This is a genomic window from Streptomyces sp. LaBMicrA B280 (assembly GCF_049222185.1).
GTDB lineage: Bacteria > Actinomycetota > Actinomycetes > Streptomycetales > Streptomycetaceae > Streptomyces > Streptomyces murinus.
The window spans coordinates 58,617-84,413 of sequence record NZ_JBMJCT010000062.1; the positions used below are offsets into that span (position 1 = coordinate 58,617).

General features: G+C 72.8%; 21 protein-coding genes, 1 tRNA gene and 1 pseudogene. 11 read left to right on the forward strand and 12 right to left on the reverse strand.

Annotation, left to right across the window (positions count from 1 at the left end):
• Positions 1-277 precede the first annotated feature (277 nt).
• From ACLF5H_RS33300 to ACLF5H_RS33315, 4 genes are read right to left on the reverse strand one after another with little or no spacing between them, the layout of a single operon-like run.
• Entirely contained in the window at positions 278-1,615 is a 1,338-nt protein-coding gene (locus tag ACLF5H_RS33300) for an AAA domain-containing protein (RefSeq protein WP_421679744.1), read from the reverse strand.
• Positions 1,612-3,201 (reverse strand): hypothetical protein, encoded by a 1,590-nt coding sequence (locus ACLF5H_RS33305; protein WP_421679745.1) that lies wholly within the window; start codon positions 3,199-3,201, stop codon positions 1,612-1,614. The genes ACLF5H_RS33300 and ACLF5H_RS33305 overlap by 4 nt, the downstream gene beginning before the upstream one ends.
• Complete coding sequence (locus ACLF5H_RS33310; protein ID WP_421679746.1) at positions 3,192-4,388, reverse strand: hypothetical protein; 1,197 nt, start codon at positions 4,386-4,388, stop codon at positions 3,192-3,194. Before ACLF5H_RS33310 ends, ACLF5H_RS33305 begins: the two co-directional genes overlap by 10 nt.
• Complete coding sequence (locus ACLF5H_RS33315) at positions 4,285-5,217, reverse strand: phosphatase PAP2 family protein (RefSeq protein WP_421679747.1); 933 nt, start codon at positions 5,215-5,217, stop codon at positions 4,285-4,287. The genes ACLF5H_RS33310 and ACLF5H_RS33315 overlap by 104 nt, the downstream gene beginning before the upstream one ends.
• A 237-nt stretch (positions 5,218-5,454) precedes the next feature.
• Between ACLF5H_RS33315 and ACLF5H_RS33320 the strand changes: the two genes are divergently transcribed.
• Complete coding sequence (locus ACLF5H_RS33320; RefSeq protein WP_421679748.1) at positions 5,455-6,051, forward strand: histidine phosphatase family protein; 597 nt, start codon at positions 5,455-5,457, stop codon at positions 6,049-6,051.
• A gap of 32 nt (positions 6,052-6,083) precedes the next feature.
• Here the strand turns inward: ACLF5H_RS33320 and ACLF5H_RS33325 are convergent.
• Positions 6,084-7,510, reverse strand: a pseudogene (locus ACLF5H_RS33325) (hypothetical protein).
• A gap of 266 nt (positions 7,511-7,776) precedes the next feature.
• Between ACLF5H_RS33325 and ACLF5H_RS33330 the strand changes: the two are divergent.
• Both ACLF5H_RS33330 and ACLF5H_RS33335 read left to right on the forward strand, forming a co-directional pair.
• Entirely contained in the window at positions 7,777-8,184 is a 408-nt protein-coding gene (locus tag ACLF5H_RS33330) for a hypothetical protein (protein ID WP_421679749.1), read from the forward strand.
• A gap of 34 nt (positions 8,185-8,218) precedes the next feature.
• A complete protein-coding gene (locus ACLF5H_RS33335; protein WP_421679750.1) occupies positions 8,219-9,088 on the forward strand; it encodes a spermidine synthase in 870 nt (289 codons plus the stop codon).
• 70 nt (positions 9,089-9,158) lie between these two features.
• On the opposite strand, the gene ACLF5H_RS33340 is transcribed toward ACLF5H_RS33335, so the two are convergent.
• Complete coding sequence (locus ACLF5H_RS33340; RefSeq protein WP_421679751.1) at positions 9,159-9,692, reverse strand: hypothetical protein; 534 nt, start codon at positions 9,690-9,692, stop codon at positions 9,159-9,161.
• 110 nt (positions 9,693-9,802) lie between these two features.
• Between ACLF5H_RS33340 and ACLF5H_RS33345 the strand changes: the two genes are divergently transcribed.
• The 3 genes from ACLF5H_RS33345 to ACLF5H_RS33355 all read left to right on the forward strand — a co-directional run bounded on the left by ACLF5H_RS33345 (position 9,803) and on the right by ACLF5H_RS33355 (position 13,470).
• Positions 9,803-10,510 carry a response regulator transcription factor gene (locus tag ACLF5H_RS33345; protein WP_421679752.1) on the forward strand — a complete coding sequence of 236 codons (708 nt, stop codon included), beginning with the start codon at positions 9,803-9,805 and terminating at the stop codon, positions 10,508-10,510.
• Complete coding sequence (locus ACLF5H_RS33350) at positions 10,507-11,910, forward strand: ATP-binding protein (RefSeq protein WP_421679753.1); 1,404 nt, start codon at positions 10,507-10,509, stop codon at positions 11,908-11,910. Before ACLF5H_RS33345 ends, ACLF5H_RS33350 begins: the two co-directional genes overlap by 4 nt.
• Before the next feature lie 111 nt (positions 11,911-12,021).
• On the forward strand, positions 12,022-13,470 hold the full coding sequence (locus tag ACLF5H_RS33355) for a cellulose binding domain-containing protein (protein WP_421679754.1): 1,449 nt from the start codon (positions 12,022-12,024) through the stop codon (positions 13,468-13,470).
• 71 nt (positions 13,471-13,541) lie between these two features.
• Here ACLF5H_RS33355 and ACLF5H_RS33360 read toward each other — a convergent pair whose 3' ends face one another.
• From ACLF5H_RS33360 to ACLF5H_RS33375, 4 genes are all read right to left on the reverse strand, one after another.
• Positions 13,542-14,969 (reverse strand): GH1 family beta-glucosidase, encoded by a 1,428-nt coding sequence (locus ACLF5H_RS33360; protein ID WP_421679755.1) that lies wholly within the window; start codon positions 14,967-14,969, stop codon positions 13,542-13,544.
• A gap of 154 nt (positions 14,970-15,123) precedes the next feature.
• Complete coding sequence (locus ACLF5H_RS33365) at positions 15,124-16,017, reverse strand: carbohydrate ABC transporter permease (protein ID WP_421679756.1); 894 nt, start codon at positions 16,015-16,017, stop codon at positions 15,124-15,126.
• Positions 16,014-17,063 carry a carbohydrate ABC transporter permease gene (locus ACLF5H_RS33370; protein WP_421679757.1) on the reverse strand — a complete coding sequence of 350 codons (1,050 nt, stop codon included), beginning with the start codon at positions 17,061-17,063 and terminating at the stop codon, positions 16,014-16,016. The genes ACLF5H_RS33365 and ACLF5H_RS33370 overlap by 4 nt, the downstream gene beginning before the upstream one ends.
• Positions 17,060-18,385, reverse strand: coding sequence for an ABC transporter substrate-binding protein (locus ACLF5H_RS33375; RefSeq protein WP_421679758.1), 1,326 nt, complete (start codon positions 18,383-18,385; stop codon positions 17,060-17,062). Before ACLF5H_RS33375 ends, ACLF5H_RS33370 begins: the two co-directional genes overlap by 4 nt.
• Positions 18,386-18,733: 348 nt before the next feature.
• Here ACLF5H_RS33375 and ACLF5H_RS33380 point away from each other — a divergent pair, with 348 nt between their 5' ends.
• On the forward strand, positions 18,734-19,789 hold the full coding sequence (locus tag ACLF5H_RS33380; RefSeq protein WP_421679759.1) for a LacI family DNA-binding transcriptional regulator: 1,056 nt from the start codon (positions 18,734-18,736) through the stop codon (positions 19,787-19,789).
• A gap of 121 nt (positions 19,790-19,910) precedes the next feature.
• Here ACLF5H_RS33380 and ACLF5H_RS33385 read toward each other — a convergent pair whose 3' ends face one another.
• Positions 19,911-20,438, reverse strand: coding sequence for a universal stress protein (locus ACLF5H_RS33385; RefSeq protein WP_421679760.1), 528 nt, complete (start codon positions 20,436-20,438; stop codon positions 19,911-19,913).
• A 365-nt stretch (positions 20,439-20,803) separates the two neighbouring features.
• On the opposite strand from ACLF5H_RS33385, the gene ACLF5H_RS33390 reads away from it, so the two are divergent.
• The 4 genes from ACLF5H_RS33390 to ACLF5H_RS33405 all read left to right on the forward strand — a co-directional run bounded on the left by ACLF5H_RS33390 (position 20,804) and on the right by ACLF5H_RS33405 (position 23,832).
• A complete protein-coding gene (locus ACLF5H_RS33390) occupies positions 20,804-21,142 on the forward strand; it encodes a hypothetical protein (RefSeq protein ID WP_421679761.1) in 339 nt (112 codons plus the stop codon).
• Positions 21,143-21,598: 456 nt separating this feature from the next.
• Complete coding sequence (locus ACLF5H_RS33395; protein ID WP_421679762.1) at positions 21,599-22,825, forward strand: helix-turn-helix domain-containing protein; 1,227 nt, start codon at positions 21,599-21,601, stop codon at positions 22,823-22,825.
• Positions 22,826-22,979: 154 nt separating this feature from the next.
• Positions 22,980-23,585: an oligoribonuclease gene (orn, locus tag ACLF5H_RS33400; protein ID WP_182775760.1), complete on the forward strand. Its 606-nt coding sequence runs from the start codon at positions 22,980-22,982 to the stop codon at positions 23,583-23,585.
• Positions 23,586-23,759: 174 nt separating this feature from the next.
• A tRNA-His gene (locus tag ACLF5H_RS33405) sits at positions 23,760-23,832 on the forward strand.
• A gap of 142 nt (positions 23,833-23,974) precedes the next feature.
• Here the strand turns inward: ACLF5H_RS33405 and glmS are convergent.
• A complete protein-coding gene (gene glmS / locus ACLF5H_RS33410) occupies positions 23,975-25,792 on the reverse strand; it encodes a glutamine--fructose-6-phosphate transaminase (isomerizing) (protein ID WP_421679763.1) in 1,818 nt (605 codons plus the stop codon).
• Positions 25,793-25,797 lie beyond the last annotated feature (5 nt).

Genomic DNA, 25,797 nt, shown 5'->3' on the forward strand with positions numbered 1-25,797 from the left:
TGTGCCTGCACCGCGTGGTTCGCCTCCCTGCCATCGGGGCTGTTTCATCGGCCGCCTCCGGCGGCGTGCCGGACTGCGTCCGGCGGGGGTGGTGCCTGTCGGCGGGGTTTCAGGGGTGTCGGTCATGGCCGCCAGCGCACCTGGTGTTCTGCCAGGTGTGCCAGCACCGCGTGGTTCGCCTCCCAGCCGTCGGGGCTGTTTCATTGGCCGCCTTCGGCGGCGTGCCGGACTGCGTCCGGCGGGGGTGGTGCCTGTCGGCGGGGTTTCGGGGTGTCGGTCATGGCCGCCAGCGCACCTGGTGTTCGGCCAGGTGTGCCAGCACCGCGTGGTTCGCCTCCCAGCCGTCGGGGAACTTGACCAGCGTGCCCAGTTGGACCGGTTCGGTGGAGGGGTAGTCGTCCAGGAGGTCGCGCACGCCCTCGCGGCAGACCACGACGCAGGCGTGCCGGTGCCGGGAGGCGAGGACGCACAGGCGGCCGGTCTCCAGGTGGAAGGCGGTGGCGTCGGGGCGGCCGGAGAGCGGGTGCAGGACGACCGTGACGTCGTACTCGCGGCCCTGGAGCCGGTTCGCCGTGTCGACGGTCACCTCGAAGACGCCCAGGTCGGCCAGCGCGGAGCGCACCGCGGCCGCCTGGTCGCGATGGGCGGTGCCGACGGCGATCCGGGCGGCGGTCAGGGGGGCCGGGTCGGGTGCGCGTTCCGAGTGAGCCGCGCCGCCCCGGTCCAGCAGGCGGCGGACGACCGCGGCGACCGCGCGCACCGCCTCCGGGTCCGTGCGCGGGGTGTGCCGGGCGGGCAGCTCCAGCAGGCCCCAGCCGGTGGCGGCCGCCTCGTCGATCACCCGGTCGGGGCCCGAGCCGTCCGAGGGCACGGCGAAGGTGAGCCGGCGATCACCGGGCCCGGTGCCGCTGCGGAACGGGGTGTACGGGTAGAACGCGTCCGAGACCAGGGGCGCCGCGGACGCGGGCAGCCGCCAGGAGACCGGCAGCCGGTGCTGCGGCAGCCCGGGGTTGTGGGCGAGCAGCGTGCTGACGGCGGAGGCCGAGGGGTCGTACGACAGCCCCGCCCACTGCTCGCTGCCGACGATCGCGAACGGGTCCAGCTGGCCGGGGTCGCCCACGAACAGCGCCCGCTCGAACAGGCCGGCCACCGCGAGCAGCGCGTCGGAGCGCATCTGGTACGCCTCGTCCACGATCGCGTGCCGCCAGGGCTCGTCCACCTTCACATGCGCCCACTTGGCGGCCGTGGACAGCACCACCGGCAGCCCGGCGAGGTCGGCCGCCTTCGCCGACGTACGCACCTGGGGCAGCCCGTCCAGCGCCTTGTCGTACGCCTCGGCGTCGCTGCTGTGCAGCCGGCCCACCGGCAGCTCGGGGTTCTTCTCGGCGAGGCGCAGCACCAGGTCGTCCACCTGGGCGTTGGTCTGCGCCACCACCATCAACGGGCGTCCCGCGTCCGCGAGTTCGAGTGCCGCCCGCACCACCAGGGTCGACTTGCCCGCGCCGGGCGGCGAGTCGACCACCACGCCACGCTCGGCGGCGCTCAGCGTGTCGCGGAGGATCGCGTCCGTGGCGCGGGCGGCGGCGGCCCCGGGGTCGACGTCGACGGTCGTCACAGCACATCCTCCTCGGTGATCGGATCGGCGGCCTCCGCAGCGCTCTCGCCGGGCGGCCCGCCGTGTGTCCACGGGGTCTCCTCCGGGTCGGGCAGCTTCGCCCCGCCGCGCTGTTCGTGCTCGAAGAGGGTGAAGCAGACCCGGTCGCCCTTCTCCGGCACCGAACCCGGCTCCGGCTCCCTGCCGCGGCCCATCTTGTCGAGGATCCGCAGCACGACCGCGTCCTCCGCCGCCCGCTCCACGAACTCCGCCGACTGCGGGCGGCCACCCAGCGAGCGGTACACCTTCGCCCGCTCCAGCAGCTGCGGCCGGTCGTCGGTGCGGACCGTCACCAGCGGGCGCGGGCTCGGCCGCTTGCCCTCGCCGTACGCCATGACGACCTCGGTCACCTCGCCCGCGAACGCCTCCCCGGCCAGCCGCCGCCCCGCCATCACCAGCGGATCGTCCAGCGCCTCCTGCGCCTCCAGCCGGGCCTGTTCCCGCTCCCGGGTGGCCAGTTTGTTCGCCGCCGTCACCGCGTCGTCCCGGCGCGGCTGCGGCGGCTCCCCGGCCAGCACCCGGTCCCGGTGCCCGGTGAACGACCAGCGGTCCCGGATCCAGCGCTCCTCGGCCCGCCCGCCCTCCGGCAGCGCCCGCAGCAGGTCCAGGCCCCGCCACACCGCGTCCCAGGTGGGCCGGGCCTGGCTCTCGATCAGCTCGTGGATCTCCCGCTCGGCCCGGGTGAGCGCGGCCAGCCGGTCGTCGGCCTCCAGCGGGTCCTCGGCGGCGGCGAGCGCGGTGCGCGCCCGGTCGTACCGCTCGATCGCCGGGGCCAGCAGCTTGTTGTCGAACGCCGGGTCGGTGGCCGGTCCGGCGGGCGGGCACCGCAGCTGTCCGGCCGGGTCCCGGTCCAGCTCGGCCGCCCGCGCGGCCTCGGCGCCGCTGCTGCCCGCCGGGGGGTCGAGCCAGGCCAGCAGCGCGCCCAGATGCTGGTCCTCCAGGCCGGACTGGCCGGTCGCCCAGTGCCGGGAGAGCACATCGGTGAGGGCGAGCAGCAGCGCGGAGCCGGGGACCCGGGACCGCTCCCCGTAGTGGGTGAGCCAGCGCCCGAGCAGCGGCACCCGGGGCGGCGCCGGATAGGGCGCCTCCGGGTCCTGTTCGGCGGTGCGGCGGAACCGCATGGAGCGGCCCAGCAGCCGGACGAACGCCAGGCCCGCGCGGCTCGGCACGATCAGCTGGGGCGCGTCCGCGCACAGCTCCGTCTCGACCTTGACCCGCTTGCCGGTCTCCGGGTCGGTCTCGGTGCGCTCGGCGGCCTCCACCTCGGTGGCGTGGGAGTCGATGTACGGCAGGATCACATCGGCCAGCTCGGCGAGGAACGTGAAGCGCAGATCGCGGTCCCGGGGCTGCGGCACGACCAGCAGCCGGGGCGCGTCCCGGTCGGTGCCGACCAGCGCGCCGAGCGGGGCGCCGGCCTCGCCCGCGGTGGTGAGCGGCACGAACACCAGGGGACGGGCGGACAGGTGCCGGTGCCGCACGGTCGCGAGGGGCTGGGCCCGCCCGCTGCCAACGGCCTCCAGCCGGGCGAGGGTGTCGATCAGCGACATACGGCCGCCACCTCCCGCGCCCGGGCCTCCTGGAACGCCTCCGCGCGCAGGGCGGCCGCCCTGCGCAGGGCCGCGACCGCCGGATCGTCCGGGTCGCCCAGCTCGCCGTGGGCCGCCGCGAGGACGTCCTCGACCGTGGTCAGGCCGCCCAGTTCGGCGCGCAGCGGGCGGCCGAGACGGGTGACCGCGCCGGCCGCGCGGGCCCGCTCCCGGCAGTGGAAGGCCAGTTCGCAGGTGGACAGGCAGTCGGGCGCGTACGTCGCCGGGACCGCCGCCACCGCGGCGGTCAGCTCCTCGGGGTCCCGGTCGGGCGCGAAACAGGTGCCCTCGGGCAGCGCGTCGGCGATCTCCTCGATCCGGGTGAGCCGGGCGAGCTGCCGCGCGGTGACCGCCCGCTGCTTGCGCACGTCGACGGCGGAGCCGGCGGGCAGGTTCGAGAAGTCCTTGGGGCACACCAGCAGCACCCGGTGGCGCACCCGCGGGGCGGGGTCGAGGCGGGCGGCGACGTCCTCCAGGGCGAGCACGTACACCGCGGCCTGCCGGGCGGCGGCGCCCACCTTCGCCGGGTCCGCCGAACCGTCCAGCATCGGGAAGGACTTGATCTCCACCACGGACCAGCTGCCGTCCGGGTGCACCACCACCGCGTCCGGCTCCAGGAACGCGAGCGAGCCCGCCACGTCCAGGGCGAGCATCGGGTGGTCGAGCAGCGTCCAGCCGCCCGCGCGGGTGGCCTCGCGCAGCGCGAGTGCCGTACGGGCCGTACGACCCTCGGGGCCCTGGGCGGTCAGATCGGGCACCGCGGCGGCCGCCGGGGCCTCGGCGCCCGGGTCGAGCCGGGTGTGCGCGAGGCGCAGCAGCTCGGCGCCGCCGTCGGCCTTCACCTTCGCCTCGAACGCGTTGCCCCGGGTCAGCGCGAACTGCGACTGGCCGAAACCGGAGGGCGCCCCGAGCGCGCTCGCCAGCTTGGCCTTGTCCACTCCGGCGCCGTCCAGGATCGCCCGTCTGCGGCACCCGGGGTTCGCGGCCAGCGCCGCGAGGGCGCGCGCGTCCAGGGCCTTCGCCGGTACGTCGGCGCCGCGCAGCTCAGCGAGCCGGTGCCGGAGCCCCGTCGCCCGCGTCCGTGGGGGAGGGGTCCGGCTCGGCTGCGGCGCCGGGCCGCGACTCGCGCTGCCGTGGAATTCGCTCACCCGCGGAAGTCTGGCATCCGCCACTGACAATCGGGGAACCCCCGGCCCCGAAGCCCTTGAACAGCCGGGCCCGGACCAGGTCGACGGCCCGCAGCACGCGCGGCGCGAGCAGGTGGCCGACGCCCATCACGGCGATGCCGGCGAGCGCGTCCAGGAGGTAGTGGTTGGCGGTGCCCATGACGACCAGCGCGGTGCCCAGCGGATAGAGCACGGCCAGCACCTTGGTGAGCCGGGTGCCGCCGTGCCGCCACAGCATCACCCCGCACCACAGCGCCCAGCCGACGTGCAGGCTCGGCATCGCCGCGTACTGGTTGGTCATGCCCCCGAGGCCGCGCGGGGCGCTGGCGTCGCCGCCCCACCAGCCGTACGAGCTGTAGTGGGCCATGGTGTCCACGAAGCCCTCGTTCGCGGCGAGTAGCCGGGGCGGGCAGGTCGGCACCAGGGTGAAGCCGATCAGTCCGATGAACGTGGACGTCATCAGCCAGGCGCGGGCCCGCCGGTAGTGCTCCGCGCGGTTGCGGAACAGCCAGATGAGGATCGCGGGCGTGACCAGGTAGTGCAGCGAGGCGTACCAGAAGTCCGCGGGTATCCCGAGCCAGGGCTCGCGGGTGAACAGGCGGTTGAGAGGGTGCTCGGCGTTCAGGTGGAGCAGCTTCTCGGCGCGCAGCAGCGCCAGGCCGTGGTCCACGGCGTCGTCGACGTCACCGCGCACCAGGAGGCGGCCGGCCGAGTAACAGCCGTAGACCAGCAGGAGCAGCGGCAGCTCGGTCCACCAGCGCAACCGGGTGCGGGGCGCCACCTCGGTGCCCGGTGTCTCGGTCTGCGCCATCCGATCGCCCTCCCCCTTCTGCGGTACGGCCGCCCGGCGGGCGACCGTGCCACTTTACGGTGTCCTTCTACTGCCCACGCGGGTGCTCCCGAGTCGTCCGGTGTGGGCGGCTCCGGCCCACAAAGACGCCGAGACCGGGCGCGGGGTTGCCCCCGAGGGGGTGAGCGATGATGGAGGGACCGACTCTTGTTGTTCCTGTGACGTCCTGTGGGCGTCCGCCTCCCGGAAAGGTCCCCCATGGCACCGCGCATCCTGCTGGCCCGGCACGGACAGACGGCTTGGTCGCTGTCCGGCAAGCACACCGGCAGGACCGATGTGCCGCTCCTGGCGGAGGGCCGGCACGGCGCGAAGCTGCTCGGGGAACGCCTGCACCGGGCGCCGCTGGACGGACTGCCCGGTGTGGAGGTCCGCACCAGCCCGCTCGTGCGCGCCGCGGAGACCTGTGCGCTGGCCGGGTTCGGGGAGCGGGCCGAGACCTGGGACGCGCTGATGGAGTGGGACTACGGCGCGTACGAGGGCCTCACCCCGGCCGAGATCCAGGCGATCCGCCCCGGCTGGCTGATCTGGCGCGACGGCGTCCCCGAAGGGGAGAGCGTCGCCGAGGTCACCGCCCGCGCGGACGAGGTCGTCAGCTGGGCCCGCGCCGCCGACCGCGATGTCCTCCTCTTCGCCCACGGCCACATCCTGCGCTCCCTGGCCGCGCGCTGGCTGGGCTTCCCCCTGGACTTCGCCGCGCGCATCCGCCTCAACCCGACCTCGCTCTCGGTCCTGGGCTGGGCGTACGGCGAACCGGCACTGGAGAGCTGGAACGACGTGGGCCACCTGGCGGGCTGACGTGCGCCACCTGGCGGGCTAGGGACCTGCCGCTACGCCCCCGCCACCCTCGGGTACGCCTTGTGCCGGTCGAGGAAGTCGGAGACCCCCGCGGCCCGCCGATGCGGCAGCAGCACCCGCGCCGTCCCGGCCAGCATCGTCTGGATCCGGGACGACTGCACCTGGTCGAGCAGCGACAGCACCCGCGCCCCCGCCTCCGCCGCCTCGTCGGGACGACCCTCGCGGGCCAGATCGTCGGCGAGTTCCGCCGTGTACAGGGCGATGTTCCGGGTGAAGTGGGGGTCCTGGAGGTCCGCCGCCCGCTGGGCGTGCCGGGACGCCCGCGGCCAGTCGCCCAGCATGGACCAGCACTGCGCCTCCAGCCCCTCCAGCTCGGCCTCGCCGTAGAAGCTCATCCACTCGGGGTCGGCCGCGCAGCGCCCCCGCGCGAACAGGGCCTGCGCCCGGGCGAGCGCCCGCGCGCAGCCGGTGCGGTCGGCCAGCCCCGCCCAGGGGCCGCCCGCTGCGCGGCCTGCGCGGCGCGCACCGCCTCCCGGGGCCGCCCCGCGTCCCGCGCCAGGAACGCGGTGTTGCAGAAGGCGTGCGCCTCCAGCCCCTCGTCCCCGGTCATCCGGGCCGTGGCCAACGCCTCCGCGTAGTGCGAGCGCGCGTCGTCGAAGCGGCCGGAGTCGTGCGCCAGCCAGCCCACGGAGATGGCGAGTTCACCCGCGCCCGTGTGCAGCCGCTCGACGGTGGCCCGCCGGGTCGCGCCCGCGTCCAGCAGCGCGTACGCCGCGCGCAGGGGAGCCGCCGCGCGCCGGTAGAGGCCGTCCGCGCCGTGCCGGTCGTCCAGCAGCCGGATCCGGCGGACCGCGTCCTCCAGGGCCGTCGCCTCGGTGCTCCCGGGCCGGCGCGAGCGGCGGGGCGCGGGCACGGTGTCCGGGGTGGGCCCCAGCGGGCCCAGCGCGGCGGCGGCCACGGTGGCCCCGCCGGTCATGAATGCGCGACGCAGCACGTCGCTCTCCTCGTGGTTCGGATGGTCGTACGGGTACGGCCCCGGGGGGCCGCACACCTCGTGCGGGTCATACGGGTCATGCGCGTCGTGCTGGTCCTGCGGCTCGCCCGGGTACCCGGTGACGGCCTCCTCCACACCGCCCGCGGTGCGCGCCCGGGGGACGGTGCGCGCCGCGCGGCCGCGGACGGACGAGCGGGGCGCGAAGCCGAGGTCGGCGAGCGTACGACCGGGGAACATATGCAGGAACACCCGCTCGTAGGCGTAGTTCGGGCAGCGGATCTCACCCGCCTCGACCCGCCCGACGTAGCGCGCGTCACAGCTCACCCGCTCACCGATCTCCCGCGCGGCCCGCCGCACCAGCGCCGCGAACTCGGCCGGTGAGCGCCGGCCGCGCAGCCGCCGGAAGGCGAGGTTCGGCCGGGATGGCCGTTCGGGCTGTGACGAGGTCACGGTAGACGACGCCATGGCCGGGTCCTCTCGTGCGAACCGTCGAACCATGCCGGTGCCGGGGCGGGTTCGGGACATGGCGCCCGAGTGGTGCCCTGGTTCCGGCGAGCAAGAACGTACCGGCTGTGAGGGTCCCGCCACGCTGGGTTTGGCCACAAAAGCGGATATCTCATCCGTGATCTGCCATGAAGTGCCATCCTTTGCGGCGCACTTGTGCCGTAGCCGTTGACACGGTGGCGCGTTGAACGTGTTGACCGCGACAGTGCTGTGTGGTGGAGGCGGGCATGGAGACCAGCCAGAGCAGTGAACCGTGTACCTCGCCGTCGCCGCCCGCCCCGGGCGACACGGTGTGCGACCTGGTGACCGTACCGGCCCGGCAGGGCCTGGAAGCGGTCGACATCCTGCGGCGCGCGGCCGCGGACGCGGTCGGACCGGTGCTGCACGACGACGACCGGGACACCCTCGGCTTCCTGGTGCCCGCGGGCACCGCGGCCGGCTGGGACGTGCCGGGCAGCACCTGCACGGAGACCAACGGGCGCGGTCTGCGGCTCGCCCCGGACCCCCCGGTCGCGGGCGCCGACTGGCTGCTGCCCCCCGGTGACGACGCCGACCTCGCCACCGACCCGGCCGTCCTGCGCGAGGCCCTCGGCGAGGCGGCGCGCCTGATCGAGGCCGCCGACAAATGCTGCTGAAACGTTTACCGCGGGGACCTGAGAAAATGGGCGGATGGGCAGGTCAAGGAACCCGCGGCGGGCAGCGGCCGCCACCGCCGCCGTAGAAGAAGCCGTCGACGGCGGTCTCGCGCGACTCGTCCCCGACCCTGACCGCAGCCGGGCCTGGACGCTGCTGATCGACGGGGCGCCACAGTCGCACGTCGACCTGGACGACCCCGGGTATCTCTCCTTCGAGTACCAGCGCCGCCTCGGCCATGTCATCGACCTCGCCGCGCCGCCCGGCAAGCCCGTGCACGCCGTCCATCTGGGCGGCGGCGCCCTCACCCTCGCCCGCTATGTCGCCGCCACCCGGCCCCGGTCCACCCAGCAGGTCGTGGAGCGGGACGCGAGCCTTGTGCAACTGGTGCGGCGGGAGCTGCCGTTGGATCCGAACGCCCGGATCCGGGTGCGCTCTGCGGACGCCCGTGCGGGACTCGGCAAGGTGCCCGACGGCTGGGCCGATCTGATCGTCGCCGATGTCTTCAGCGGCGCCCGCACCCCCGCCCACCTCACCTCCACCGAGTTCCTCGACGAGGTGCGCCGCGCCCTGAAACCGTCCGGGATCTACGCCGCCAACCTCGCCGACGGCCCGCCGCTCACCCATCTGCGCGGCCAGATCGCCACCGCGGCCGCCCGGTTCACCGAACTCGCGCTGATCGCCGACGCGGCCCTACTGCGCGGCAAACGCTTCGGCAACGCGATCCTGGTCGCCTCCGACCTGCCGCTGCCGCTGTCCGAACTCACCCGGCGCGCGGCCGGTGACCCGCACACCGCCCGGGTCGAACACGGCCGTCAGCTCACCGACTTCACCGGCGGCGCGCGGCCGGTCACGGACGCGGCGGCCGTGGACTCCCCGGCGCCGCCGCCCTCGGTGTTCCGCTGAATCCCGGTGCTCCACTGAACCCCGGTGCTCCACTGAGACTCAGCGGCCCACCGGAACCCGGCGGTCCGCCTCAGTAGGTGCCGATCTCCACGTGCGGCGGGCCGTCGTGCCAGGTGCAGAACACCGACACCCGGTCCGTGCCCCGGCTGAACTCCACCCGGATCCACGTCCCCGTCTTCCACACCTGCATCGACCAGCCGGCCCCCGGCGTCGCCGAGACGAGCGTGGCATCGGCCGCGCCCAGCTCGAACACCGCACGGCCGCCGTCGGTGTCGTACGCCTTGACCTCGCCGGAGGCGGTGGCGGAGGGGCGGGGCGCGGAGGGGCCCGGGGAGCGGCCCGCGGTCGCCGCGGGGGAGGAGGGGGAGGACGACGGGGACGGGGACGCGGGGTGCGATCGGGACGGCCGGTGCGACGGCGGGGCGTCCGGGGCCGTGGCCGATGTCGCCCTCGTCGTCGGGGCGCCCGCTCCGACGACCGGCAGCGCGCGCGGCGGGGCGTACGCCGTCCCCGCCATCACCGTGTGCACGCCCCACCACGACAGCGTGACCGCCGCGCCCGTCGCGAGCAGCCAGGCCAGTACGTGTACGAGTCCTCTGCGCATCGCGTCCATCCTGCCCCACCGGACACACCCGATCGGCACCGGTTGTCCACAGCCGCGGAGTTGTCCACAGGCCCGCACCGGGCTCTCGCGCATGGCGTACGGTGCGGCGCATGGCAAGTCTGCTCGTGGTCGAGGACGACCAGTTCGTACGCTCCGCGCTCATCCGGCAGTTGACCGACGCCTCGCACACCGTGCGCTCCGTCGGTACGGCACTGGAGGCGCTGCGCGAGGTCGCCCATCACCGTTTCGACGTGGTCGTCCTGGACCTCGGACTGCCGGACCTGGACGGCTCCGAGGCCCTGAAGATGCTGCGCGGCATCACCGATGTGCCGGTCATCATCGCCACCGCCCGGGACGACGAGGCGGAGATAGTGCGGCTGTTGAACGCGGGGGCGGACGACTACCTGACCAAGCCGTTCTCCGTCGGCCACCTCTCCGCCCGGATCGCGGCGGTGCTGCGCCGGGCCCGCGCCACCGGCGGCGAGGTCCCGCCCTCCACCGTGCTGCGCGTCGGCGGTCTGACCGTGGACCCGCTGCGCCGCCAGGCCGAGCTGGACGGCACCCGGCTCGACCTCACCCGCCGCGAGTTCGACCTGCTCGCCTTCCTCGCCGCTCGCCCCGGCGTCGTCGTCCCCCGCAGGGAACTGCTCGCCGAGGTCTGGCGGCAGTCGTACGGCGACGACCAGACCATCGACGTCCATCTGTCCTGGCTGCGCCGGAAACTGGGGGAGACGGCGGCCCGGCCGCGCTATCTGCACACGCTGCGGGGTGTCGGCGTGAAGCTGGAACCCCCGGCGGACCCGGAGCCGGTGCGATGAGGTGGGCCCTGGTCAAGGTCTGCCTGGCGGTCACCACCATGGTCGTCGTCGCCTTCGCCGTGCCGCTCGGCCTGGTGGTCCGGGAGATGGCCCGCGACCGCGCCTTCGCGGGCGCCGAGCGGGAGGCCGCCGCCGTGGCGCCCGCGCTGTCCATCACCACCGACCGGGACCAGCTGGAGCGGGTGGTGGCCGCCGCGGGCGCCGACTCCGGGATGGCCGTCCACCTGCCCGCCGAGGGTGCCCGCGGCGCGCTCGACATCGGCGCCTCCCGCGCCACCGGCCATGACGTCCAGGCGGTACGACGGCTCGGCCGGGCCTCCACCGCCACCGTCACCGGCGGCTTCGCCCTGCTGCAACCGGTGGCGCTCGGCTCCGGCGCGATCGCCGTGGTCGAGGTGTACGTCCCGGAGTCCGAGGTGACCCATGGCGTCGGCACCGCCTGGGCGGTGCTGGCCGGGGTCGGGCTCGCGCTGATCGTCGGCTCGGTCGCCGTCGCCGACCGGCTCGGGGTGCGCATGGTGCGGCCCGCGCGCCGGCTGGTCGAGGGCGCGCGGGAGCTGGGCGAGGGCGAGCTGGGCGCCCGGGTGCCGGAGGAGGGCCCGACCGAACTGCGGCTCGTGGCGGTCGCGTTCAACTCCATGGCCGACCAGGTCGTCCGGCTCCTCGCGGGGGAGCGGGAGCTGGCCGCCGACCTCTCCCACCGGCTGCGCACCCCGCTGACCGTCCTGCGGCTGAACGCGGCCTCGCTGGGCGCCGGTCCGGCCGCCGAGCAGACCCGCGCGGCCGTCGCCCAGCTGGAGCGCGAGGTGGACATCATCATCCGCACGGCACGTGAGGCCAAGCCCCAGACGGCCGCGCCCGGACCGGGCACCGGGTGCGACGCGGCCGAAGTGGTGGGCGAGCGGATGGAGTTCTGGTCCGCGCTCGCCGAGGACGAGGGCCGCACCTGGCGGGTGGCCGGGGTGGACCGCCCGGTGTGGATACCCGTGGCCCGCGCCGACCTGGCCGCCGCCCTCGACGCCCTGCTCGGCAATGTCTTCCGGCACACCCCGGAGGGCACCGCCTTCGCGGTGGACGTGCACCAGGGCGAGGACGCGGTGATCGTGCTGGTCTCCGACGCGGGCCCCGGCATACCCGACCCCGAGGCGGCGCTGGCCCGCGGCCGGGGCTCGGGGACCACGGGCTCGACCGGGCTCGGCCTCGACATCGTGCGCCGGCTCGCCGAGTCCACCGGCGGCGATGTCCGTATCGGCGCCTCGGTGCTCGGCGGCAGTGAGATACGCATCCGCTTCCAGCGGGACGCGCGGGGGCCGCGGCGGCGGGGACACCGGGGTGCCGTGCGACGGCGCGGGGCACGCCGACTGGTGCCGACCTTTAACCGGCCCCGATCCCTTCCTTAAGCGAACCCTAAGGACCGGGACGACCGTCCGCATCAAGCGGTTTGCCCGATTCCGGCTCGCTAGCGTGCTGCCGCACCACACCCCCCGTGACGAACGAAGGCAGGCATGCGCATGAGCACCCACCGGCGCAGGATCAGTGGCAGGAACAAGGCGATAGGCGGCATCGTCGCCGCGGCCGTGGTCGGCGGCGGCGCGCTCCTGTTCACGGGCACGGCGAACGCCGCCGGGGTGAACGCCGCGTACACCAGGACCAGCGACTGGTCCACCGGCTACACCGGCCAGTACGTCGTCACCAACAACAGCACCCAGCAGGAGAAGACCTGGACCCTGGAGTTCGACCTGCCGGCCGGGGCGAAGCTGTCCTCGCTGTGGAACGGCGTGTCGAGCGTCAGCGGGAGCCATGTCACGGTCCGCCCGGCGAGCTGGGACACCGCGGGTCTCGCCCCCGGCAAGTCGGTGACCGTCGGCTTCGTGGTCGAGGGCGGCGGCGCCCCGACGGGCTGTCGTATCGACAACAGCTCCTGCTCCACCGACGGCGGTCCGGCCCCCGAACCGAGCGGCCGCCCCACCGAGACCGGAACCCCCACCCCCACCCCGACCCCCACGCCCACCAGGACGGCCACCCCCACCCCCACGCCGACCACGAGCACCGGCTCGGGCACCGCCGCGTCCGCCGGGTTCGCGCCCTACGTGGACACCTCCCTCTACCCGGCCTTCGACCTCCTCGGCGCCGCCGACGCCACCGGGGTGAAGAACTACAACCTGGCCTTCATCACCGACGGCGGCGGCTGCACCCCCAAGTGGGGCGGCGTCACCGATGTGACCAGCGACGCCGTGGCCGCGCAGATCGGCGCCCTGCGCGCCAAGGGCGGTGACGTCCGGGTCTCCTTCGGCGGCGCCTCCGGCTCCGAGCTGGCCACCACCTGCTCCTCCGCGGACGCGCTGGCGGCGGCGTACGGCAAGGCGATCGACGCGTTCAAGCTGACCAAGGTCGACTTCGACGTGGAGGGCGGCGCGCTGCCCGACACGGCCGCCAACACCCGCCGCGCCCAGGCCATCGCCAAGCTCCAGGCCCAGCACCCCGGCCTGGACGTCTCCTTCACCCTCCCGGTGATGCCCGAGGGCCTCACCCAGGACGGCGTCAATCTGCTGTCCAACGCCAAGGCCAACGGGGTGAAGACCGGCCTGGTCAACATCATGGCGATGGACTACGGCTCCTCGTACAGCGGCGACATGGGCGGCTACGCCGAGCAGGCCGCGACCGCCACCCAGGCCCAGGTCAAGAGCGTGCTCGGGCTCTCCGACGCGGCCGCCTGGAAGACCGTCGCCGTCACCCCGATGATCGGGGTCAACGATGTCTCCGCCGAGACCTTCACGGTCTCCGACGCCACCCAGCTGGCGGGCTTCGCCGCGGCCAAGGGCCTGGGCGGGCTGTCCATGTGGTCCGCCGCCCGCGACCAGCAGTGCCCCGGCGGCCCCAAGCCCTCCGCCGACCCCACGTGCAGCTCTATCGCCCAGGACAAGTGGGCGTTCTCGAAGGCCTTCGCCGCCTTCAAATGAGGCGTGTGAGGCGCGGGCACGTGTGAGGGGCGCGGCAGCGGGATGCCGCGCCCCTCGCGCACGCGGTCAGCTCACGCCGCGTCGACCGGCGGCAGCTCCCCGGTCCGCGCCGCCCTGCCGTACCAGTGGGCGCTCGACTTCGGGGTGCGCTCCAGGGTCGCGTAGTCGACGTACACCGCGCCGAACCGCTTGCCGTAGCCGTACGCCCACTCGAAGTTGTCCATCAGGGACCACAGGTAGTAGCCGCGCACATCGGCCCCGTCCGTGATGGCGCGCTCGACCTCGGCGAGGTGGGCGCGCAGGTAGGCGATGCGCTCGGGGTCGTGCACCCGGCCCTCGGCGTCCGGCTTGTCGTCGTAGGCCGCGCCGTTCTCCGTGATGTACAGCCGCAGCCCCGGGGCCTCCCGGGAGTACCGCATGATCAGCTCGTGCAGGCCGCTCGGGTCGATGGTCCAGCCCATCTCGGTGCGCTCGCCCGGCGTCTGGTGGAACAGCACGTCGTCGGCGCCGGGCCAGGGGGAGTGCGCGCTGGCGCCGTGGCCGTCCGCGCGCGGGCCCGCGACCTTGCCGGGGGCGGCGGAGACCAGCGCGGGGGTGTAGTAGTTCAGGCCCAGCGCGTCCAGCGGCGCCTTGGCCGCGGCCAGGTCGCCGTCCCGCACGAACGACCAGTCGGTGACCGAGGCGGTGTCCGCCGACAGCGAGGCGGGGTACGCGCCGTGCAGCATCGGACCGTGGAAGACGCCGTTGGCCAGGTCGTCGATGCGCCGGACCGCCGCGAGGTCGGCCGGGTCCTGCGAGAGCGGCCGTACCACCGAGGAGTTGAGGCTGACCGCGATCTGGTTGCGGGTCGGCATCACCGAGCGCAGCGCCGAGACGGCGAGGCCGTGGCCCAGGTTGAGGTGGTGCGCGGCGCGCAGCGAGGCCGCCGGGTCGGTGCGGCCGGGGGCGTGCACCCCGGAGCCGTAGCCCAGGAAGGCGCTGCACCAGGGCTCGTTGAGGGTGATCCAGTGCTCCACCCGGTCGCCCAGGGCGTCCCCGACGAGCTGGGCGTACTCCGCGAAGCGCAGCGCGGTCTCCCGCTCCGGCCAGCCGCCCGCGTCCTCCAGCTCCTGCGGCAGGTCCCAGTGGTAGAGGGTGACGGCGGGCTGGATGTTGTGCTCCAGCAGGTCGTCCACGAGCCGCCGGTAGAAGTCCAGGCCCACCTGGACCGCGGGGCCCCGGCCGGTCGGCTGCACCCGGGACCAGGAGACGGAGAACCGGTAGGCGTTCAGGCCGAGGTCGGCCATGAGCGCGACGTCCTCGCGGTAGCGGTGGTAGTGGTCGACGGCGATGTCACCGTGGTCACCGCCCGCCGTCCTGCCCGGGGTATGGCTGAACGTGTCCCAGATCGAGGGGGTGCGGCCGCCCTCCCGCACCGCGCCCTCGATCTGGTACGCCGAGGTCGCACAGCCCCAGAGGAAGTCGGTCGGGAAGGTGACGGGGGTGAGGGGTTCAGGCATGGAAGCGCTCCCAGGATGAGTTGGAGGGACCGGAGGTGGGGTGCGGACCGGGCGGGCGGGCCCCGGGGTGCGGCACGGCGCGGTCCGGGGCGGACGGACGAGGGGGCCGGGCGGCGACGGCCCGGCCCCGTACGGGGTGATCGGCCGACCGGGCTCAACCCTTGATCGCGCCCTGCATGATCCCGCCCACGATCTGCTTGCCGAACAGCAGGAAGGCGATCAGCAGCGGCAGGGTGCCGAGCAGCGCGCCCGCCATGATCACCGACTGGTCCGGGACATAGCCGGTGCCCAGCGAGTTCAGGGCCACCTGCACGGTCGGGTTCTGCTGGTTCAGGGCGATGATCGGCCACAGGAAGTCGTTCCAGGCGAACACGAAGGTCAGCAGGCCGAGCACCGCCATCGCGGGCCGCGCGGCCGGGAAGACGACGTGCCAGACGATGCGCAGACTGCTCGCCCCGTCCACCCGGGCCGCCTCCACCAGCTCCGAGGGCAGCGCCTGTACCAGGTACTGCCGCATGAAGAAGGTGCCGAAGGCGGTCACCAGGCTCGGCAGGATCACCGTCTGGAGCTGGTTCGACCAGCCGAGGTCCGCCATCCACAAGTACAGCGGTACGACGGCCAGTTGCGGCGGGATCATCATGGTGCCGATGGTCAGCAGCAACAGCAGCCCGGAGAAGCGGAACCGGAGCTTGGCGAAGGCGAACCCGGCCAGCGTCGCGAACAGCACCGTGCTGACCGTGATGCTGCCCGCCACGAACACCGAGTTGACCATCGCGGTGCCGAGCCCGGCCTGGTCCCAGGCCGCCTGGAGGTTGCTGAACAGATTGCCGCCGAACCACAGCGGCGGCGGGGTCTGCGCGAGCCGCCGGTCGGTGCGGGAGGCCGCGATCGCCGTCCACACCAGCGGGGCGAGCGAGACCAGCGCGAAGACGGCCAGCACGACGTACGTCACCGGGCCCGCGTGCAGCTGCTTGCCGGCGCCCAGCACCCGGCGCCGGGTGCGCGTGGGCCGCGCCTTCGGCGGCAGCGTCAGTTCACTGGTGGTCATTGGGATTTCCTCAGCCGTCGGGTGAGCAGCAGATTGACCGCGGCGATGATCAGCAGGATCAGGAACATCGACCAGGCGATCGCGGACGCCTTGCCGAGGTTGCCGACGATCCAGCCCTGGTCGTACATGTACAGACCGAGCGTCTGGTACTGGTGCTCGGAGCCGCCCTTGGACCCGCTGACCCCGCCGAACAGCAGTGGCTCACCGAAGAGTTGGGTGGCGCCGATGGTGGAGACCACGACCGTGAACAGGATCGTCGGGCGCAGCTGCGGGACGGTGACATGGCGGAACTGCTGCCAGCGGTTGGCGCCGTCGAGCGACGCCGACTCGTACAGGTCGACGGGTATCGCCTGCATGGCGGCGAGATAGATCAGCGCGTTGTAGCCGGTCCACCGCCAGACCACGATGGAGGACACCGCGAACTGCGAACCCCAGTCGGACTCACGCCAGTTGACCGGCCCCACCCCGACGAAGTGCAGCAGCCAGTTGACCATGCCGCCGTCCCACGAGTACAGCAGCGTGAACACCAGGGTCGCCGCGGCCACCGAGGTGGCGTACGGGGTCAGCATCACCACGCGCCACACGGTCGAGCCGCGCAGCCGGTAGTTCAGCAGATGGGCGAGCCCGAGCGCGGCCAGCAGCTGCGGCACCGTCGAGATCACGCCGATGGTGAAGGTGTTCTTCAGGGCGTTCCAGAAGAAATCCGAGGACAACAGGTTCTTGTAGTTGTCCAGGCCGGTCCAGGTCTGGTGGTCCAGCGAGGAAAGCTGCACATTGTGCAGTGAGTACCAGGCCGTGTAGAGCAGCGGGACCAGGGTGAAGGCCCCGAACAGGATGAAGAAGGGGGCGACGAACGCGTATGGCGACCCCTTCATGTCCCAGCGGTAGAGCCGGCTGCGCCAGGAGTCGGCCGGGGGCCCGCCGGGGCCGTGAGCGCCCCGGGCCGCGCCCGGCGGGGTGCCGGGCGCGGCCGCGCCCGGCGGGGTGCCGGGCGCGGCCTCGGCGCTCGACGCGGAGTGCGCGAGAGCCTCGTTGGAGCTGGTCACTGGCCGAGCACGTCCTTGATCTCCTTGGCCGCGGCGTCCCAGCCCTGGGCCGGCGTCTTGCCCTTCTGCTCGACCTGGAGGATGCCGACGTCCGTGATGGCGGTGGTCATCGGCTGGTCCTTGATGCCGAAGATCTGCGTCGGGATCGTCTTCGCCGAGTCGGAGAAGATCTGGGTGAGCGGCGCGTTCGAGAAGTAGGCGGTGGTGTCGGCGGCCGGCTTCAGGTTCGGGTAGGCCGAGGGGGTCGACGGGAAGCTCGCCTGCTTGGAGAACACCTTCTCCTGCTGCGCGGGCTCGGTCAGCCACTTGGCCAGCGCGATGGCCTCCTTCTGGTGCTTGCCCGCGTTCGGCACACCGATCCAGGAGCCGCCCCAGTTGGACGCGGTGGGCGCCGCCGCCACGTCCCAGTTGCCCTTGCCGGAGTCACCGGACTTCTGCTCGATGTAGCCGACCATCCAGGCGGGGCAGGCGACGGTGGCGAAGGAGGCGTTGGCGTAGCCCTGGTCCCAGGTCGGGTCGAACTGCTTGAGCTTCGCCGACATGTTGCTGGTGGCGACGGTCATCGCCACGTTCCATGCCTTCTTCACGCCCTGCGACTTGTCCCAGATGACGTTGCCGTCCTTGTCGTAGTAGCGGTCCGCGCCGCCACCGAGGGCCGCGTTGTACACGGAGGCCGCCGAGTCCACGTACTTGGTGCCCTTGGGCGCCTTCTGCATGTACTGCTTGCCGACGTCGACGTACTTGGCCCAGTCGCCCTTCCACATCTGGGCGAGCTTGTCCCGGTCGGTGGGCAGGCCCGCCTTCTGGAACAGGTCCTTGCGGTAGCAGATCGCCATCGGGCCGATGTCGGTCCCGAGCCCGATCAGCTTGCCGTCCTTGGTCGTGGCCTGGGCGTTCTTCCAGTCCAGCCACTGGGACTTGTCGACGTACTTGCTCATGTCGACGAACTTGTCGGCCTGGGTCTGCACGGCCTCGGTGATGTTGCCGATCTCGATGGCCTGAATGTCATCGGTGCCGGAGCCGGCCTGGAGGCGGGTGAGCACCTTCGGCCAGTAGACGTCGGTGCGGGTGGTGACGTTCTCCTTGATGTTGATGTCCGGGTGCAGCTTCATGTACTCGTCGTAGAGGCCGGCCTGCTTGTAGCCGAAGACGCCGTAGGTCCCGACGGTCAGCGTGATCTTGCCTTTGCCGTTGCCGCCGTCCGCGTTGTCCGAGGAGCCGTCCTTGGTGTCCTTGGCGCAGCCGGCCAACAAACTCGTGGTCAGCGCGGCGACGGCCGCCAGGGCCATCATCCGCCTGGACCGGCGGAAGTTCGTGCGCATTGCGTCCTCCTGTTGCCTGACGTGCCGACCCCCCGGCCGACTGCATGGAATCGGGCCCGTTCGTCACGCGCTGCGGCTCGGGCGGGGAACGTGCGGGTTGTGTAGGTGTCAGGTACTGTGGGAGCGCTCCCACAAGTGATGGCTTGAAGAGTCGTCGGTTCGGAGCGGGGTGTCAAGGGACCTGACGCGGGGGGTTGAGTTCAGTTATCGGAGCGTTAACTGGCCCGCACGGGTGGGGCGTTCGGGGCGCCGGGGGCATACGGGGCCGATGGGGTCCCGGGTGGGACTGTTAGATTCCAGCCAACCGGAGGAAGCGGACAGCCGGAGGAAGCGAGGGAGGCGGAGCGCATGGCGAGCCACGGAGTGCGGGGCCGGAGCGGGGGCCGACCCACGCTGGAGGAGGTCGCCGCGCGTGCGGGGGTCGGCCGGGGCACGGTCTCCCGGGTCATCAACGGCTCGCCCCGGGTCAGCGACGCGACCCGCGCCGCGGTGGAGGCGGCCGTCGCCGAGCTGGGCTACGTCCCCAATACGGCGGCCCGCGCACTGGCCGCCAACCGCACCGACGCCATCGCGCTCGTCGTCCCCGAGCCGGAGACCCGGTTCTTCGCGGAGCCGTACTTCTCCGACATGCTGCGCGGGGTCGGCGCCGAACTGGCCGACACGGAGTGGCAGTTGCTGCTGATCTTCGCGGGCAACGACCGGGAACGGCGGCGCCTCGCCGAGTACTTGGCCGCCCACCGCGTCGACGGCGTCCTCCTGGTCTCGGTGCACGCCGACGACCCGCTCCCCGAACTGCTCTCCCAGCTGGAGATCCCGGCCGTGGTCAGCGGCCCGCGCTCGGCCACGGAGACGCTCACCTCGGTCGACTCGGACAACTACGGCGGTGCCCGCGCGGCCGTGGAGCACCTGCTGGGACGCGGCCGCACCCGCGTCGCCCACATCACCGGCCGCCTGGACGTCTACGGCGCCCGCCGCCGCGTCGACGGCTACCGCGACGCCCTGCGCGCGGCGGGCCATGAGGTGGACGAACTCCTCATAGAATCCGGCGACTTCACCGAGGAGGGCGGCCGCAAGGCGATGTCCGCCCTGCTGTCCCGCCGCCCCGACCTGGACGCCGTCTTCGCCGGCTCCGACGTCACGGCCGCGGGCGCCCGCCAGGTCCTGCGCGAGTCCGGGCTGCGCATCCCCGACGACGTCGCCCTCGTCGGCTACGACGACTCCGCCATCGCCCGCCACATGGACCCGCCCCTGACCAGCGTCCGCCAGCCCATCGACAACATGGGCCGCGCCATGATCGACCTCCTGCTGACCGAGATATCCGCCAAACGCCCCTCGGGCCTGCGCCGCGGCGAACGACGGCACGCGGTCCTGCCGACGGAGCTGGTGGTGCGGGCGTCGTCGTAGGGACTGCCTTGCGGTGGCCCCACTTCGTACAAGGCTTGAACCTCGGGATGCCCGGAGTCCACCTGGAGAGTGACGACGCCGGCCGTCACCGGTCGGCCGGGGGCGCTCTCGGGGGAACCCCTCAGGGGATGACGATCACCGGCCGCCGTGCCCGGCGGGCGAGGCGGCCCGCGACGGAGCCGAAGATCCGGCCCACGATCCCGTGCGTGGAGCCGACGACGATCGCGTCCGCCTCGTACTCCCGCCCCACCTCCTCCAGTTCATGGCAGATGTCACCGCCACGCTCGACGAGGATCCAGGGCACCTCGGACAGATAGTCCGCGCAGGCGAGTTCTAGACCGAGCACCTCCGTACGGTGATCCGGCACGTCCACGAAGACCGGTGGCTCGCAGCCCGCCCATACCGTGGTGGGCAACCGGTTGGCGACATGCACGATGATCAGACCGGAGTGGGAGCGGTGCGCCATGCCGATCGCGTACGCGAGGGCGCGCTCACTGGAGGTGGAGCCGTCGAAGCCGACGACGACTCCGTGCCGGAAGGCGGGGTCGCAGGAATGACATGACTCTTCGGCCGCCTGGGGATCGGCCGCCGTAGGATCGGCGACCGGTCGCTTGCGGTCCGCGGGTTCGAAGAATTCGTGACCGGCCATGGCTGTCTCGGCGTTGTGATCCTTTAGGGGATGGGACGACGGTGTGCAGCGGAGCTGTGTCCGGGAAACATCTTCCCCACCCCATACCCCCAAGGGTACGGCGGCACGCCTCCCGAGCCCAGATCCCTTGCACGCTCCGTAAGCGGCACCCCGACATCCGTAGGGGTTCACCGGAGCATGCACGAGCCGCGCCCGTTACGCAATGCTCGCTGCCCCGTACAGGCGCTTTGCACAGCGTTCGCGGGCGCACGGCCGGTGACCGACCGCTCGGCCGGGCGTTGAAGAGGGTGAGCCACCGCCACGGGGAGCCACCAGGCGCCACCGGACGCCACCCGGCCGACACGGCTCGCCACAGGGAGTACGAGATGTCCGGACCCCGGTCCCGCCACGAGGAGCCCGGCGCGCAGGACAGCACGGGCGAGCTGATCCGCTGGGCCGCCTTCACCTGCGTCCTCGTCCCGGTGGTCCTGCTCTGGTACGGCACCTCGCTCGCCGGTGCCACGGGCACCGCGCTGGGCCTGGCGGCCGTCACGAGCGCGTGCCGGCTTCTGCTGCGGCGTTCGGAGCGCGGGGCGCGACGCGGCGCACGCCGGGGTGCGGGCCGGAGCCGGGGGCGTGGATCACGGCCGGAGCCGGGGGCGTGGATCACGGCGCGCCGGGACGCGGGGGGCCGGGCGGGACGGCGGCCGGGGCGGGGGCCGTAACGGAGCCCGGGGCGGCGGGCGTTGCGGCGTGCAAAGAGGTGGACGTCACACCCGGGAGCGGACACCGGTCGACTGACCGGTTTCCATGCTTCCAAGCGCTTCTTTTCAGCCAACTTCTGGATATCGCCCAAGGGGGGTCCCCGGTACCCCCCAACCCCCGTTCCACCTGCACGGAAAGGGTCTACAGGGCGCCGCGCACCCTACGCGGTTTGGCCACTGCCCCGAGGCGCACTTCCCTGCACGCCCCACGAGTGCAACGCTTCGTGATCGAATGCTTCACGCCAAGTTGTCATGTCGACAATGTGCCGCATTTGGAACTGGTCACCGTGCGTCCGCGGGACCCAGTAGATTTCGATCTTGACTGTCTTTACGGCGGGGGACTCGTGCAGGACCGAGGGGAAACGTGCAGGAGCGACACAACCGAGGAGCCGCGACCACCGAGGGGGGCTTAGCAGTATGAGCCACGACTCCACTGCCGCGCCGGAAGCCGCTGTCCGGAAACTGTCCGGGCGTCGCCGCAAGGAGATCGTCGCGGTGCTGCTGTTCAGCGGCGGCCCCATCTTCGAGAGTTCCATACCGCTGTCGGTGTTCGGCATCGACCGCCAGGACGCCGGGGTGCCGCGCTACCGACTGCTGGTGTGCGGCGGCGAGGAAGGTCCGCTGCGGACCACCGGCGGTCTCGAACTCACCGCCCCGCATGGGCTGGAGGCGATCGCCCGCGCCGGAACGGTCGTCGTACCGGCCTGGCGCTCGATCACCGCGCCACCGCCCGAGGAGGCGCTCGACGCGCTGCGCCGGGCGCATGAAGAGGGCGCCCGCATCGTAGGGCTGTGCACCGGCGCGTTCGTGCTCGCGGCCGCCGGACTGCTCGACGGCCGCCCGGCGACCACCCACTGGATGTACGCGCCGACGCTGGCCAAGCGCTATCCGTCGGTGCACGTCGACCCGCGGGAGCTGTTCGTCGACGACGGCGACGTGCTGACGTCCGCGGGTACGGCGGCCGGAATCGATCTCTGTCTGCACATCGTGCGGACGGACCACGGCAATGAGGCGGCCGGCGCGCTGGCCCGCCGACTCGTGGTCCCGCCGCGCCGATCGGGCGGTCAGGAGCGCTACCTCGATCGGTCTTTACCGGAGGAGATCGGCGCCGACCCGCTCGCCGAGGTCGTCGCCTGGGCGCTGGAGCACCTCCACGAGCAGTTCGACGTGGAGACGCTGGCGGCACGCGCGTACATGAGCCGTCGTACGTTCGACCGCAGATTCCGTTCGCTCACCGGGAGCGCGCCGCTGCAGTGGCTGATCACCCAGCGGGTGCTCCAGGCGCAGCGGCTCCTGGAGACGTCGGACTACTCGGTGGACGAGGTGGCCGGCCGGTGCGGGTTCCGCTCGCCGGTCGCGCTGCGCGGGCACTTCCGCCGCCAGCTCGGCTCCTCCCCGGCCGCGTACCGGGCGGCGTACCGGGCCCGTCGGCCCGGCGCCGACAAGCCGGGTGAGGCGGAGGCCGCGCTCCAGCAGTCGGCCGGGCAGCCGTTGCCGCCCGCGGGGCTGCCGGGTCCGGGGCCGCTGGGCGCCATGCCCTCGGTGCTGCACGCCGAGCGGGACAACGGGGTGCCGATGCAGAGCAGGCGCACGGCGGCGGCCGGGGCGATGTCGCTGCTTCCGGGGCCGCGTTCCGGAAGCTGAGCGGACGTCCGGAGCCGGAAGGCCGGGGCCGGAAGGCCGGGTGAGGGGGTACGGGGTCCAGACCTCGTACCCCCTTGCCTCGTCCCCGCCGCTCCACCGACTTCCGGGACGACGCGGGGCATCCAAAAGGCGAGGTCCGCCTTAGGGTGGTCGCATGAACGATCGCATGGTGTGGATCGACTGCGAGATGACCGGCCTCTCGCTGTCCGACGACGCTCTCATCGAGGTTGCCGCCCTCGTCACCGACTCCGAGCTGAACGTACTCGGCGAGGGGGTGGACATCGTCATCCGCCCGCCGGAGCGGGCGCTGGAGACGATGCCGGAGGTGGTGCGTCAGATGCACACCGCGTCCGGGCTGCTCGCCGAGCTCCCGAACGGTACGACCCTTGAGGACGCCGAGGAGCAGGTCCTGGCGTACATCAAGGAGCATGTGAAGGAGCCCGGCAAGGCTCCGCTGTGCGGCAACTCGGTCGGCACCGACCGCGGCTTCCTGCTGCGGGACATGCCGACGCTGGAGGACTGGCTGCACTACCGGATCGTGGACGTCTCCTCGGTCAAGGAGCTGGCCCGCCGCTGGTACCCGAGGGCGTACTTCAACAGCCCGGAGAAGAACGGCAACCACCGGGCGCTCGCCGACATCCGCGAGTCCATCGCCGAGCTGCGCTACTACCGCGAGGCCGTCTTCGTCCCGCAGCCGGGACCGGACTCGGAGACGGCGCGGACCATCGCGGCGAAGCACGTGCTGCCGGCGGCGAAGTAGCCGACCTGCCGGCGGCGAAGTAGCCGACGGAACAGGCCGCCCCGGGTCCGCCCGGAGGCCGTTCGGGGTCCGCTGGGGGTCCGCGCGAAAACCTGTGCGCGAGCACCCCCTCGGACCCTGTAGACTTCTTCTCGGCCGGTCGGGGAAACGACAAGTTTCCAAGCGCCGGTCATGGTGGGTGTAGCTCAGCTGGTAGAGCACCTGGTTGTGGTCCAGGATGCCGCGGGTTCGAGTCCCGTCACTCACCCTCATCGGAAGAGGCCGGTGATCGCAGAAATGCGGTCACCGGCCTCTTCGCGTATCCGATGGCGGCAGGCGGACGAGCGGCGCCCCTGTCCCCCGGGGATCACCGGGGGACAGGGGCGCCTACGCCACGTCTCCTGCTCGTCCTACTCGACCGTCACCGACTTCGCCAGGTTCCTCGGCTTGTCGATGTCCCGGCCCAGGGCCTTCGCCGTGTGGTAGGCGAGGAGCTGGAGGGGGATGCCCATCAGGATCGGGTCGAGTTCGTCCTCGTTCTTCGGGACGAGGATCGTCTGGTCGGCCTTCTCCTGGTGCTGGTGGGCCACGGCGAGGATCTTGCCCTCACGGGCCTTGATCTCCTCCAGCGCGGCGCGGTTCTTCTCCAGCAGGTCGTCGTCCGGGATGATCGCGACCGTCGGCAGCGCGGGCTCGATCAGGGCCAGCGGGCCGTGCTTCAGCTCGGAGGCGGGGTAGGCCTCGGCGTGGATGTACGAGACCTCCTTGAGCTTGAGGGAAGCCTCGCGGGCCACCGGGTAGCCGCGGACCCGGCCGATGAAGAGCATCGAGCGGGCGTCGGCGTACAGCTCGGCCAGCTCCCTGATCTGCTCCTCCTGCTTGAGGATCTCGGTGATCTGGTCGGGCAGCCTGCGCAGGCCCTCGATGATCCGCTTGCCGTCGCGCACCGAGAGGTCGCGGGTGCGGCCCAGGTGCAGCGCGAGCAGCGCGAAGGCGACCGTGGTGTTGGTGAAGCACTTGGTCGAGACGACGCAGACCTCGGGGCCCGCGTGGACGTAGATCCCGGCGTCCGCCTCGCGGGCGATCGCGGAACCCACCACGTTGACGACGCCGAAGACCCGCGCGCCCTTGCGCTTGAGCTCCTGCACCGCGGCGAGCACGTCGTACGTCTCACCGGACTGGGAGACCGCGACGTACAGCGTGTCGGGGTCCACGACCGCGTTGCGGTAGCGGAACTCGGAGGCCGGCTCGGCGTCCGCGGGGATGCGGGCCAGCTCCTCGATCATCTGGGCGCCGATGAGCCCCGCGTGGTACGAGGTGCCGCAGCCGAGGATCTTCACCCGGCGGATCTGCCGGGCCTCGCGGGCGTCCAGGTTGAGGCCGCCGAGGTGCACGGTGGAGAAGCGGTCGTCGATCCGGCCGCGCAGCACGCGGTCGACCGCGTCGGCCTGCTCGAAGATCTCCTTGTGCATATAGGTGTCGTGGCCGCCCATGTCGTACGACTCGGCCTCCCACTCCACCGTGGTGGGCTCGGCGGTGGTCCGCGTGCCCTCGGTGGTGTAGGTGCGGAAGTCGTCGGCCTTGAGGGTGGCCATCTCGCCGTCGTCCAGCGTCACTATCTGCCGGGTGTGCATGACCAGCGCGGCGATGTCCGAGGCGACGAACATCTCCTTCTCGCCGATGCCGAGCACGACCGGGGAGCCGTTGCGGGCCACCACGATGCGGTCGGGGAAGTCGGCGTGCAGCACGGCGATGCCGTACGTGCCCTCGATCAGCCGGACGGCCTGGCGGACCTTGTCCTCCAGCTTGTCGGCGGTGGCGCGGGCGATGAGGTGGGTGAGGACCTCGGTGTCGGTCTCGGAGAGGAACTCGACGCCGTCCGCCTCCAGCTTGCGGCGCAGGTCGGCGGCGTTGTCGATGATGCCGTTGTGGACGACGGCGACCTTGTTGTCGGCCGACATGTGCGGGTGGGCGTTCACGTCGGAGGGGGCGCCATGGGTGGCCCAGCGGGTGTGGGCGATGCCGGTGGTGCCCTTGAAGCGCGCCGGGACCTTGGCCTCCAGGTCGCGCACCCGGCCCTTGGCCTTGACCATCTTCAGGCCGGACGCCTTCGGGGAGGTGACCACGATGCCCGCGGAGTCGTACCCGCGGTACTCCAGCCGCTGGAGGCCCTCCAGGAGGAGGGGGGCGACGTCACGCTTCCCGATGTAACCGACAATTCCGCACATATGCA